This is a genomic window from Megasphaera sp., assembly GCF_047831605.1.
GTDB lineage: Bacteria > Bacillota > Negativicutes > Veillonellales > Megasphaeraceae > Megasphaera > Megasphaera intestinihominis.
In genome coordinates, this window is sequence record NZ_CP181255.1 from 168,810 (window position 1) to 181,138 (window position 12,329).

The window sequence follows — 12,329 nt, forward strand, 5'->3', positions numbered from 1 at the left end:
CCTCCTGGTCCTTAGTCGAGATTCAAATATTTACGCTGTTCTTCGCTGAGCGTGTCGATGGCATAACCCATGGAAGCCAGTTTGATCTTGGCGATTTCCGTGTCGATTTCATGGGGCAGGACATAGACATGATTGCCCAGTTCGGCATGGTGTTCGAGGATGTATTTAGCAGCCAGGGCCTGGACGGCAAAGGACAGGTCCATGATTTCAGCCGGATGACCGTCACCGGCAGCCAGGTTGACCAGGCGGCCTTCAGCCAGGAGGTTGATGACATGGCCGTTCGGGAGTTCATAGCCTTCGATGTTGTGGCGGGCTTCAAAGTGGCGGACTGCCAGGGCTTCCAATTCGGGTTTGTTGATTTCTACGTCGAAGTGACCGGCATTGGCCAGGACGACGCCGTCTTTCATGTTCTTCATATGTTCGCCGCGGATGACGTCCTTGTCGCCAGTCAGGGTGACGAAGATATCGCCGACTTTAGCGGCTTCAGCCATGGGCATGACTTCAAAACCGTCGAAAACGGCTTCGATGGCTTTGATCGGGTCGACTTCGGTGACGATGACATGAGCGCCCAGGCCTTTGGCACGCATAGCGCAGCCCTTGCCGCACCAGCCATAGCCGGCGACGACGACTTTCTTGCCGACGACGGTCAGGTTCGTCGTGCGCATGATGCCGTCCCACGTGGACTGACCTGTGCCGTAGCGGTTATCAAAGAGGTATTTGCAGTACGAATCATTGGCTGCGACCATGGGGAACTTCAATTCGCCGGCTTTGTCGAGGCCGTGGAGACGGTTGACGCCTGTCGTCGTTTCTTCCGTGCCGCCCAGGAGATTTTCCATGGCATCGGCCCGCGTCGTGTGCAGGAGATGGACCTGGTCGCCGCCGTCGTCGATGATGATGTCCGGATGATGGTCCAGGGATTTATTGAGGAAATCGAAGTATTCTTCGTCCGTTGCGCCATACCAGGCATAGACGGTCAAGCCATCTTCGACGAGGGCTGCAGCGACGTCGTCCTGCGTGGACAAGGGGTTGCTGCCGGTGACGATGACGTTGGCGCCGGCGCGATGAAGGACTTCTGCCAAATAGGCCGTCTTGGCTTCGAGATGGACGCTGACGCAAATCGTTTTGCCTTTAAAGGTCTGGTCGGCTTTCAGTTTGTCGCCAATGGCATTGAGGGCCGGCATGTGACGATCGACCCAGCTGATTTTTTCATGACCGCTTTTAGCTAACTTGATATCGCGAATAATAGATTCCATACGAGTAAGACCTCTTTCTGTAATGAATTAGTGTTGGAAAAACGCCGGTACGGATATGGCATCCGGCCGGTGGATGATGCCCTGTTCCGTCACGATGGCGCGGATATTTTCATGAGGCGTCACATCGAAGGCGGGATTGAAGACGGGCGTTTCGGGGAGGGCTGCCGCCGCACCCCGGAAAGAACGGACTTCATCGTGATTCCGTTCTTCAATAGGAATCTGGCTGCCGTCGGCAATGGACAAATCGAAAGTCGAAGCCGGCGCGGCGATGTACAGGGGAATATCCAGTTCCCGGGCCATCAGGGACAGGCCGTAAGTCCCGATCTTATTGGCCGTATCGCCATTGGCGGCGATGCGGTCGGCACCGACGATGATGGCATCGACGCCTTTCGTCTTGAGCGTCCAGGCCGCCATGTTGTCGGTAATGAGCGTCACCGGGATATGGTCAGCCATGAGCTCGAAAGCCGTCAGGCGGGCGCCCTGCAGGAGGGGCCGCGTTTCATCGGCGTAGACCATGGACACCAGGCCCCGGCGATGGAGCTCGCGGATGACGCCCAGCGCCGTGCCGACACCGGCCGTAGCCAGGGCACCGGCATTGCAGTGCGTGAGCAGCGTCAAAGGACGGCCTATCTTTTCCAGCTCGTCGGCCCCGAACCGGGCCATAGCCGTATTGATGGCAATATCGGCTTTATGGATGGCCACGGCCTTTTCTTCCAGGGCTGCCGTCGTGGCTTCAGCACCGTCGGCTTCATGCTGGCGGGCACAAGCCATCATCTGGGTCAGGGCCCAGTGCAGGTTGACCGCCGTCGGCCGGGCCGCATCGAGGTCCCGGCAGATAGCTTCCAGGTCCGTCAAAAAGGGCGTATCTCCCCCTTTCTGGCACAGGGGCCGCGCCGCCAGGACGACGGCATAGGCCGCAGCGACGCCGATAGCCGGCGCCCCGCGGACAGCCAGGACGGAAATGGCCTGGCGCACGTCCTGCCACGTCTGGCAGGGCAGATAGATTTCTTCAAAGGGCAGCTTCGTCTGATCCAGGAGGAACAGCGTGCCCGCTTGCCAGCGCAGTGTATCCATTATACCGTAAACCCTCCATAAGCCTGCAGGGTGTGGCGGCAGGCGCAGTCCTCATTATCATATAATTCGATGCTCTTCAGGATGAGCTGCTGCAGGCGCTGGGAATTCTCAGCCATAGCTTTGACGACTTCCTCATGGGTCAGGGGCGTCGGCGAAATGCCGGCGGCAAAATTGGTGACCATGGAAATCGTGGCATAGCAGATTTCCGCTTCCCTGGCCAGGCAGACTTCGGGGACGTTGGTCATGCCGACCAAATCGCCGCCGAGCTTTTCATACATCCTGATTTCAGCCGGCGTTTCGAAGCGGGGCCCTTCCGTGCAGACATAAGTTCCCTTATCATGGAGCGTATAACCGCCAAGGGCCTGAGCCGCAGCCGCTACGGTCCGGCGCAGGGTCGGGCAGTACGGTTCGGTCATGTCCACGTGGACGACGCCGTTTTCGCCACCGTCGAAGAACGACGTATGACGGCATTTGGTGAAATCCAGGAACTGGTCGGTCAGGACGAAATCGCCCGGCTTGTCATCGCGGTTCAGCGAGCCGACAGCCGTCGTCGACAAGATGGCCGTGACGCCCAGGCGCTTCAAGCCCAGGATATTGGCCCGGTAATTGATGAGGTGCGGCGGAATGGAATGATTCCGGCCGTGGCGGGGCAAAAAGACGAGTTCCTTATCCTTATACGTCCCCTGCCAATAATGAATGGTCCCGTAAAAGGTATCCATATAGTCTTCATGGACATTGGACAAAATCTTCGGGTCGCAGACACCGGTACCGCCGATGATGGCAATGAGTCCCATCGTAAAACCTCCTTCGGAGAATCAATTCTTCTTATGGCGCTGGGCAGCCGCTTCATACAGCGCTGCCAGTTCATCGTGAGACAATACGTATTTGGCCCCGCAATACTGACAGGTCATTTCCACCTGCGGGTCCTTCAAGAGGGCTTCCTTATCTTCCTGGCGCAGGGACAACAGAGCATTTTCAAAGCGCTGGCGCGAGCACGTGCAGCGCCAGTACAGATTCTGCCGGTAGAGTTCCTTGAAATGCATACCGCTGAGGATGATGTCAATGAGGCCTTCACCATTGGGATGGTCCTGCAAATACGTCGTCAAAGCACCGACCTGGGTGATATTGGCTTCGACACGGGCCAGGTCTTCATCCTTCGCGCCCGGCAGGGCCTGGACGAGGAAACCGCCGGCTGCAGCAATGGTGTAATCCTGGCTGACCAGGACGCCCAGGCTGATCGTCGACGGCACTTGTTCCGATGTGAACAGATAGTAAGCGATGTCTTCGGCAATTTCACCGGACACCAAATCGGCCTGGCTCGTATAAGTCGTCTTTTCCGGCGTGAAACGCGTCACCGTCAACTGGCCGTGCTGGCCGACACCGGCTGCCACATCGAGCTTGCCATTGACCTTCAGCGGCAGGTCGACCTGCGGATTGTCTACATAGCCGCGGAGCTTATTCGTATCGAAGCAGTCTGCATGGACGGCGCCTAAGGGCCCGTCACCAGCGACCTTCAGGGAAACGCCTTCGTGGTTCTTGTAATCGCCAGCCAACAGGGCTGCGCCGGTCATCGTCCGGCCCAGAGCCGCACTAGCCACAGGCGACAAATTATGGCGCTGCCGTGCCTTCTCGACGATACCCGTCGTCAAGGCAATAGATACCCGGATGAGCTCATCCGATGTATAATGAATGATCTGGTTGCGTGTAATCATGTATGTTCTATCCTTTCTTTACAAATCCAGTCTCTATTATACAACATCGGTGCAGACCTAGCCAGTGCCTTTTGCATGTGTTGGGGAGCCTATCGGCCCCGCCGGTCGCAGGCCGCCTAGAGTGACCCTCGTCTCGTGAAAAAATAGTGGCTCGTGGTTCGTGACTCGTGGCTCGTAAAAGCCTGCCATTATACTCGAATCAGCTGTGGTCGAATCTCTCTGGCGGGCTTCCTACAGGAAGCCCCTACAATACGGCCACCCAGGCCGTTTTTTTTGCGAACTGCGACCGGCCACCTGCGAACTGCGTTCATTTCATGAATCTGTCGCGGCGGAACGCCGCATCTGAATCCAAAAAAGATCACACATGATAGCTGCTGATGTGACCCCAAAAAGTTAGACCTTGGTAACGAGACAGTTTTTACTGTCTCGTTACTTTTTTTATGCTGTCTGTCGGAAAATTCTGTATTGTACAGGACTTTTCCAACCTAGTTTTTCTTTGATTCTTTGCTCATTATAGTATTTGATATATCGTTCGATAGCGGCTTTTAGTTCCTCATAGCTGTAGTAAATCACCCCATAATACATTTCTTGCTTCATTAAGCCGAAGAAGTTCTCCATGACAGCGTTATCATGACAGTTGCCCTTTCGAGACATACTCTGAAAAATTCGTTCTTCTTTAAGATTCTGGGTATAGGCTTTCATTTGATATGCCCAGCCCTGATCGGAGTGAAACGTTCTTCGATACGGACAATCAGCCGTGATTTTGATTGCTTCAGCCTGAGCTTCCAGTATGCTTTTAGCTGAAGGATGTTTCGCTATTCCATAACTGATGATTTCATTGTTGAACATGTCCAGGAAAGGATCCAGATAAAGCTTGTGCAGGGTCAGATGTCCCTGTGTATCTACTTCATAGTATTTGAATTCTGACGTGTCGGTTGTAATCTTCTGGTGCGGAATAGTCGTGTTAAAACGACGTCGTATCCGATTCGGAGCCACGTTTCCTACCTTGCCTCTATAAGAGCTGTATTTACGGCTTTTTCGAGTAAAGGATGTTACCTGAAGGCCTAGTTTCTGCATGATACGTTGGACTTTCTTCTTGTTCACGCAATACCCTTGATTTTTTAATTCACCGGTCATGCGCCGATAGCCATAATCTTTATGCTGGCTACGGATTTCCTGTATTTTGTCTTCTAGTTCTTGATCGGGATTCTCACGGTCAAACCGTTTCTGCCAGTACATATAGGTTGCCTTGGGCATCTGCGTATAGGAGAGAAGATCGTTTAATTTGAATGATCTTCGGAGACTGCAGATGATTTTTGCAACCCTCTCGTTTTTGCTTCGTCCTCTAAACGCAGTCTCCTCAGTTCTTTTAAAAAAGCATTCTCTATCCGGAGTTTGAGATTTCCATCCTCTAACTCCTGGACATGTTCCACACTGGTATCGACGACTGGTTCCTGACCCTGAGTATCTGGTTTTCTGGTTCGTGATTCGCTCAAAGTTCTTTTCCTGCCTTTCCTATGTGGCCGTAATGCATCCGGCCCAGCTATTTTAAATTCATTGACCCATCTGACAATCATTGTCGGATTGTTGATTCCTACTTGAAGGGCGAGTTCCTGATATGAAAATTCGCTTGTTAAGTAAGACTGTACCACAGAAAGTTTCTCTTTGAAAGAGTATATTTTTCGAGAGCGAGATCTTTTCAATCCATCATCTCCAAATGCTTTGTAGGCTGCAGTCCACTTTAGCAATTGGCTGCTACTTTCCATTCCATATTTACGTGAAATAGAAGTATACCCTTCGTCACTGCTCAAGTATTCCAGCACTATTTTTTTCTTAAATTCATAACTGTGTTTTGCCATAAAAAAACTGACCCCCAATCGTTAGATTTTTGGTCTAACTATTGGGGGGGCAGCTCACGCTGCTTCATGCATGGTCTCTTTATTATCAACTAAATCCCATATTCCTTAAAAAGTTTTTCACAAAAATCAGCATCAGAAGCCGCTTTGGCTACATCATCATGACGATTCTCTTTTATTGAACCTCTCCCGCTTATAGAAGCAGGAGATTCTTGAGAAGGTTGCTGTTTAAGTTTCCTCCTGAAATCAGGATAGCCTTATTCTCAAAGGGCTGTCCAAAAGCCCCTTACACAGTCCCTCGAAATCGAAGTTCTGCTTACTTTTACGAAGTATGTTGGCGGCGCCATTGATATCGGCATTAGCCGTCCTGCCGTTGGCGAAACGGTACAGTCCGCGCCGGATTCGTTTCCCACTGAACGTTCCTGTATAGGGTGTATCCGGCTGGTATACGGGAATGTTGTCCAAATCCAGGCAGCTGGCCTGAGAGGTATACGATTCTTCCTGTTCCAGATAGGTTATCCCATAGCGTTCACACAGGTGTTTCAAGGTACTACGAAGATAGCTCAGACTGATTTGAGTGAAATGCTGATTCATCACTTTGCCCAGCTTTAGTCCTCGTTTAAAATCGCGATTATAGCCGCAGACAATGATCCCTATCTGATGACGGATGCAAAAATCGAGGATATAGCGGGCTGTCTTGCGAAGGATGTCCTGCATCCGGAAATTGCGTTTCTTCGCTAACTGACAGAGCTGGTTCGTCGTCTTCCGGCCCTGCTTGGCGGCAATGCTTTGGAGTCTGGCTTTGCGTTTGTTCCAATACTGGTTGATAGATTTGAGTTTACGACCGTCCATGAGGAACGACGTCCCCGTATTAGTAACACAGGCGGCCAGATTGTCCAGCCCTAAGTCGATAGCCAAGATACGGCCTGACGAGGTTTTCACTGGTTCTGGGTCCTCTAGGTAACAATACTGAATCTTGAAATACCGTCCACCATACATGGGACAGATACGGATTTCCTGAATTGTCTTATCCTTCAGCCTGTCGGGAACAGGAATCCGAATCCGATGTCCATTATGGCGTTTCATATATTCACGGCTCATCGGCACTGTTAAGAAGCCATTCTTAATGGTAATAGCGTTCGTCGACAAGATGAGATTGAAGAGACCGCCTTTTTCACGATAGTGTGGCAGGCAGACAACCTTTGAACCATAGTCACCTGACTTGACTTTCTGCAAAAGCCCGAAAAAAGAACGAAAACTTCGGTCGGCCATCTTCAATATCTGCTGGGCGACACCGGCCTGTAACAAGCCATAGTTTTCATTTTCCTTGCAGATGGGGTAATTTTCTTCGTACCGCAAGAATTGCTGGGTATCGAAGTAATGCTGCCGAATCGTATAGACCGCTACATTGTACAGGTTATTGCTGTATTGGCACATTTCCCGGAGCATCGTATACTCTTGTTTCGACAAGCCACGGATGACATTCGATTGCGTCAAGTACATCTGGAATCCACCTCCTCTGTTATCTACCATTATACCGTAGACGTAGTGAAAAGGCTAAGATGGAAAATACATAGGGTGAATTTCGCAGGCATCGAACCTGCGAAATCCATCGCCATTGATGCCCCTACCTAAGAGGAAGGAGTCTTCTGGCAAAACTGTGATAAAAGGCTCATCAACATACCAAGTCTCTCTTCGCCTTCTTTACGACCTTTGGCCTCTCCCTCTTTACGCCCCTCAGCTTTGCCTTCTTCAAAGGCATCGCGATGATCCGAGTTATAGTCGAGGATGGTGAGTTCGCGATTGATGTAAGCCAACCAGCGTTCCATTTTCGTCATGTCACGAATCCGCTTCTTCGGCAATAAAAAACAGCACTGTTGGACAGAGTTCTTATCACACTTTATTTTTTCAAAATACCCGTTGCTATAAGAGCTATAAACCCGAGTCCACTTAAGCCTGCAAATGTAATATTGCCCAAATATAGACTATAAAAAACCACCCCTAAGATAGCCATGCAAATAACAAACGCCATCCATTGGCCTCTTCGGTCCCGATTTATGGTGCCTTGAACTTCCAGTAATTCTTTTTGCCGTATATGTTCTGAATTCTCTTTAAACTCTTGTAATATTATTTTAGGAGCATCGGCATAAATATTTTTATATTTTTCCATCATTTCAGGCGGTGGAATAGGGTCTTGATACTGATATGCAGATTGATGTTGAAGCACTACTCCAGTCGCATTACGATTATTAGATTTATTTTTGATTTCGTTCCTTTTGGGTACAGATTGATTATTCAACTAGTTATTTTTCTTGTTCAATCCGGCTGCCCACCTCCTCAATAGTAGTCCATAGCGTTTTTCCTGTTTTAGCCCAACTTTCGTTAGTTATAGAAGCAGCATCATTGTGCGTATTTTTTGAATAATCAGTCTGTGGAAAAACAGTAAATGTCGAGAGGCCGCACATCAGCATCGCAAATAAAGCTTTCATTTTCATATTTAATTTTCTTGCCATATTGCCACCTCCTATTAGGATAAATAGAATAAATACAATAGCGGATTTCATGGGCAGTCAATTGATTTTTCAACAGATTCACCATTCCTTTTTTTATTATAGCATGAAACAGAACGAGTAGGATATATCCATACCTCCATGATACAACAGAAAAAGGACGGTTCTGGAAAACTTAATCGTTTTCTAATCATTTTTGAACCAAATCCAAAATATTTAAGGAATCGTTAATGTAGATTGGGGCCTATCGGCCCCGCCGGTCGCAGTTCGCAGGCCGCCGGTCGCCTCGGACTCAAATGCCGCTGCGCGGCAACAGACCCAGAATAACGACATCGCCTCGAGTAACCCTCGACTCGTAAAAAATGCCCCAATCGGGGGCCGTTTTTTTTTGCGAACTGCGACCGGCCACCTGCGAACTGCGTTCATTTCATGAATCTGTCGCGGCGCAATGCCGCATCTGAATCCGAGAGAAAGGCCGTTGTTCGTGGTTCGTGGCTCGTAAAAGCCTACCATTATACTCGAATGGGCTGTGACCGAATCTCACAGCGGGCCGCACAAGGCCATGGGCCGTGTATTTTTATGACCTGTGACTGCGTTTATTTCCATCGCCTGACTGCGATTCCGTAGGGGCCGTCCCAGAGCCTTTCTAGCCCGTCAGGTACAGGACCGGTTATCAGAACGGACAACAGCGTCGGGCGGCCCGCTACGCGCGGAGGGCTCATTTTGTTGCAGCCTTCTTTCTTTCCCATACCTAACACAATAGCTGGCATTTTTCCTTTTTGTGAAAAATTGCCAGCTCTCTGTTTTTAGACGCACTTTAAGACGCGCTACCTTGCAGACCGCTATGATACCATTGGCATTGAGGACATTAGCGTCAAAGCGATGGCAAAGCAGAAAAAAGGTGGCAAGTTCAGCTTTGGCAAATCCGTAACTGACAATGGCTGGAATATGTTCACGAACATGCTGGAGTACAAGCTTGCTTGGCAAGGTAAACAGCTTATCAAGATAGACAAGTGGTATCCAAGCAGCCAGCTGTGCCATGTTTGCGGATATCAGAACCACGAAACCAAGGACTTATCTGTAATGGAATGGAAAAGGGATATGCATGAAAACCTCCTGACATGAAATCAAAAAATGCAATGAATCGATGCTGCTTTGCCTCCCTTGCCTTTTGATAGCATTTATGCTATCATCTAAATAGGAACATAAAGGAGATCATGATGTACAAGATTGAATTTTATGAGAACCAGCACGGCGAATCAGAAGTCTGGGATTTTCTGGAAGCCCTGCGGGTGAAAAGCAAAAGCAGCAAGGATGCCCGTATCCAGTACAACCAGATTCTCTTCTACATCGACCTGCTCGCAAAAAACGGCACCAATCTGCCGGTCAATATCACCAAACATCTGGAAGAAGACATCTGGGAACTGCGTCCAGGAAACAACCGGGTCTTTTATTTTTACTATGACGAGAGCCAGTATGTACTGCTCCATCATTTCCGCAAAAAATCACAGAAAACACCGAACCGGGAAATCGCCCGTGCCAAAACGGAACGCGACGATTACATCCGCCAAAAGGAGGCAGAACAATGAGAACCTGGGAAGACTATAAGAATCATGTAAAGGCCGTCAGCGAAGAAGAACGCCGCAATATGGAAGAAATCGAAGAAGTAAGCGACATTGTTTCCTCCATCATCCGGCGGAGACAGGAACTGGGCATCAGCCAGCGCGCCCTTGCAGAGCGATGCGGCATCCCACAGTCCTCGGTAGCCCGTATCGAAACACTGAAGACAACGCCAAAGCTCGATACTCTCGTCAAGCTTATGCAGGCCCTCGACCTGAAACTCCAGGTGACTGCAGCCGGCTGACAAAAATCAAAATGAAATAACGTCCCGTTCATCATAGACACTGCCGCTGCCAGTCCCATTGCGGACGCAGCGGTCCAGTGCCATGATGGACGCCACGATTCCGTCGATTTTTTCGACGGATTTTTCTTTGTCCGTTTCGATGTTCCCCGCCGGGTCCTGCCGCATCACCACGTTGCCCTTGAACCCCTGGCCGAACGGCACCATAGTGATTGACCGTGTTTTTTTGTGACCTGTGACTGCGTTATTCCCATCGCCTGACTGCGATTCCGTATGGGCCGCCCAGAGCGTTCTGACCCGTCAGATGCTGGAGACAATTCCCCGGACGGGATGACAGCGGCGGGCGGCCCGCTACGCGCTGAGGGCTTCCCGAAGCGTCGTTGTCAGTCTGAGTTTGTCGCGGCGCAATGCCGCATCTGAATCCGAGCCAATCGCGGTCTATTCCCCACTAATTTTGAAAAAGCAAGGAATAGGCTGTCGCCAATTCCAAACATCGGGCAGAAGCCATCGCAGCTACGGTAGGAAAAAAAATCATTGGCATCAAATCGGTATCTATGAATAACTATAGCGAAGATTCAATCCGTTATTGTGATATGCTGGCGCCTGATTCGCTAAGATATGAAAAGCCCAAATCCTTAGACCTCTCTAACCAGCTGGCCGCCAATTCAACGACAGAAAGTGAATCCGTCGACGTTGAGTGGATTATTGATTGAAGAACATAAAAGATTAAAGGCGCTGTCGTAGAAGGCAGCGCCTTTTAATGTATATTTTTACTTATCTTTAATTTGTGGCAGCTGTGAAACTAAAATCTGTAAAGATATGACGTTTTTATTTTTTTGTTCAACAGCTCCTATAAACTTTCCTGTTATCACAACAGAGCTTCCTTCTTTTATATTTCGAGTCCATTCTTTATTTTTTTCGTTAATAGCACCTAAAATATCGTATCGTTTCCCATTAAAGTTCCATCGATAAATACATACAGCAATATTATTGGAATTATTGAATTTTCCTTGATGAATTACAATTCCACTAACCTTTACATATTTTCCTTTATATTTACTATTCGTTTCCGAAATATTTTCATTATATTTTCCCATTAAGCCTTCTGCTGTAATGACATAGGGATTTTCTTTCGTCCCTAATGGCGGCTTTTTTTGTATAACCTGCTTCACGGGTGGCGTTGCTGGAGAAGAGCTGTGCCGATACGACACAGCGTAATAAATTGAAAAAATGACAATGCATACAGCAGAAATAAAAATAAGAGATTGAAAAATAGTCTTCCTTAATTCATGATTTTGAGTAGTAACTTTTGCAAATTGCTCCCTATCAGGTTGACTTATATCTGGCTGACTATCTGGCTGACTTATATATCGAGTAGTCTGTGTCTCGTGGTCAGCATGCGCCGATAACTCATTGTTATCTTGAAAGAATGTCTTTTCTAAAGTCAACGAGTCTTCTATGATTTCCTGGGCATCATTAGGTGAACTGTTTTGACTTGCCGCTGATACGGCTACCACATCATTTTTATTTTCTTTAGCAGAATCATTTTGTAATTCAGGCAGTTCGCGCTTTTGGACAGGATATTTCTCATTGAGCTTCTGAATAGCCGTAATCGCATAGGGATTTCCATTATCTGCAGCTAGTTTATACCAATATTCCGCTTGTTCGTAGTCTTGTTGAACGCCTTTTCCATATTCATAGAATTGCGCTACATTATACATCGCTTGAACGTTTTTTCTTTGCGCTTCTAATAATGTATTTTTAAACATTAATTTTTCTGGCGCAATGGGATCTGCACAAACCGGCTTCTTTGAAGGTCGCCTCTTAGAAGTACGGTGGGTAGTTGCTTTTGAAGAACGTTTAGATGCTTTTTGTTTATCTTCCTGATAATAATTGCAATGGGATGAACCGATACATTGGCCATTATAATAACTACATTTATTCTTTGTAAAAAAGAGGCAACGCCTTTTATCTCTCCGTTCATCATCCTCGTCTTTTCTCAAGAACTCAATATGGTGCGGAGTATCCATCCAGCCTTTGGGATGCTTATTTCTCATCAGATT

General features: G+C 48.6%; 15 protein-coding genes. 3 read left to right on the forward strand and 12 right to left on the reverse strand.

The window, feature by feature from the left end:
* Nucleotides 1-11: 11 nt before the first annotated feature.
* From ACFWUB_RS00855 to ACFWUB_RS00900, 10 genes are all read right to left on the reverse strand, one after another.
* On the reverse strand, nucleotides 12-1,253 hold the full coding sequence (locus ACFWUB_RS00855; RefSeq protein WP_014016682.1) for an adenosylhomocysteinase: 1,242 nt from the start codon (nucleotides 1,251-1,253) through the stop codon (nucleotides 12-14).
* Nucleotides 1,254-1,280: 27 nt separating this feature from the next.
* Complete coding sequence (mtnA, locus tag ACFWUB_RS00860; protein ID WP_416184019.1) at nucleotides 1,281-2,327, reverse strand: S-methyl-5-thioribose-1-phosphate isomerase; 1,047 nt, start codon at nucleotides 2,325-2,327, stop codon at nucleotides 1,281-1,283.
* The gene (gene mtnP, locus ACFWUB_RS00865; RefSeq protein ID WP_302681260.1) at nucleotides 2,327-3,121 is read right to left on the reverse strand and encodes an S-methyl-5'-thioadenosine phosphorylase; all 795 of its coding nucleotides are present in this window, start codon (nucleotides 3,119-3,121) and stop codon (nucleotides 2,327-2,329) included. The genes mtnA and mtnP overlap by 1 nt, the downstream gene beginning before the upstream one ends.
* 21 nt (nucleotides 3,122-3,142) lie before the next feature.
* Nucleotides 3,143-4,039 (reverse strand): Hsp33 family molecular chaperone HslO, encoded by an 897-nt coding sequence (gene hslO / locus ACFWUB_RS00870; protein WP_020310936.1) that lies wholly within the window; start codon nucleotides 4,037-4,039, stop codon nucleotides 3,143-3,145.
* Nucleotides 4,040-4,477: 438 nt separating this feature from the next.
* Nucleotides 4,478-5,353 carry an IS3 family transposase gene (locus ACFWUB_RS00875; RefSeq protein WP_416184373.1) on the reverse strand — a complete coding sequence of 292 codons (876 nt, stop codon included), beginning with the start codon at nucleotides 5,351-5,353 and terminating at the stop codon, nucleotides 4,478-4,480.
* Nucleotides 5,320-5,898, reverse strand: coding sequence for a transposase (locus ACFWUB_RS00880; RefSeq protein WP_416184020.1), 579 nt, complete (start codon nucleotides 5,896-5,898; stop codon nucleotides 5,320-5,322). Before ACFWUB_RS00880 ends, ACFWUB_RS00875 begins: the two co-directional genes overlap by 34 nt.
* A gap of 243 nt (nucleotides 5,899-6,141) precedes the next feature.
* The gene (locus ACFWUB_RS00885) at nucleotides 6,142-7,398 is read right to left on the reverse strand and encodes an RNA-guided endonuclease InsQ/TnpB family protein (protein ID WP_416184021.1); all 1,257 of its coding nucleotides are present in this window, start codon (nucleotides 7,396-7,398) and stop codon (nucleotides 6,142-6,144) included.
* A 128-nt stretch (nucleotides 7,399-7,526) separates the two neighbouring features.
* On the reverse strand, nucleotides 7,527-7,733 hold the full coding sequence (locus ACFWUB_RS00890) for a hypothetical protein (protein WP_020311627.1): 207 nt from the start codon (nucleotides 7,731-7,733) through the stop codon (nucleotides 7,527-7,529).
* 62 nt (nucleotides 7,734-7,795) lie between these two features.
* Nucleotides 7,796-8,194, reverse strand: a complete 399-nt coding sequence (locus tag ACFWUB_RS00895; RefSeq protein WP_416184022.1) for a DUF2335 domain-containing protein — start codon at nucleotides 8,192-8,194, stop codon at nucleotides 7,796-7,798.
* A gap of 4 nt (nucleotides 8,195-8,198) precedes the next feature.
* A complete protein-coding gene (locus ACFWUB_RS00900) occupies nucleotides 8,199-8,408 on the reverse strand; it encodes a hypothetical protein (protein WP_020311629.1) in 210 nt (69 codons plus the stop codon).
* Nucleotides 8,409-9,287: 879 nt separating this feature from the next.
* On the opposite strand from ACFWUB_RS00900, the gene ACFWUB_RS00905 reads away from it, so the two are divergent.
* From ACFWUB_RS00905 to ACFWUB_RS00915, 3 genes are all read left to right on the forward strand, one after another.
* On the forward strand, nucleotides 9,288-9,530 hold the full coding sequence (locus ACFWUB_RS00905; protein WP_292107541.1) for a zinc ribbon domain-containing protein: 243 nt from the start codon (nucleotides 9,288-9,290) through the stop codon (nucleotides 9,528-9,530).
* A 92-nt stretch (nucleotides 9,531-9,622) separates the two neighbouring features.
* Complete coding sequence (locus ACFWUB_RS00910; RefSeq protein WP_292107539.1) at nucleotides 9,623-9,994, forward strand: type II toxin-antitoxin system RelE/ParE family toxin; 372 nt, start codon at nucleotides 9,623-9,625, stop codon at nucleotides 9,992-9,994.
* Nucleotides 9,991-10,269: a helix-turn-helix domain-containing protein gene (locus ACFWUB_RS00915; protein WP_416184023.1), complete on the forward strand. Its 279-nt coding sequence runs from the start codon at nucleotides 9,991-9,993 to the stop codon at nucleotides 10,267-10,269. The genes ACFWUB_RS00910 and ACFWUB_RS00915 overlap by 4 nt, the downstream gene beginning before the upstream one ends.
* Before the next feature lie 6 nt (nucleotides 10,270-10,275).
* Here the strand turns inward: ACFWUB_RS00915 and ACFWUB_RS00920 are convergent, their stop codons facing one another.
* Nucleotides 10,276-10,473, reverse strand: coding sequence for a terminase (locus tag ACFWUB_RS00920; RefSeq protein WP_416184024.1), 198 nt, complete (start codon nucleotides 10,471-10,473; stop codon nucleotides 10,276-10,278).
* 563 nt (nucleotides 10,474-11,036) lie between these two features.
* Complete coding sequence (locus ACFWUB_RS00925; RefSeq protein WP_416184025.1) at nucleotides 11,037-12,323, reverse strand: OB-fold protein; 1,287 nt, start codon at nucleotides 12,321-12,323, stop codon at nucleotides 11,037-11,039.
* Between the last annotated feature and the right edge of the window lie 6 nt (nucleotides 12,324-12,329).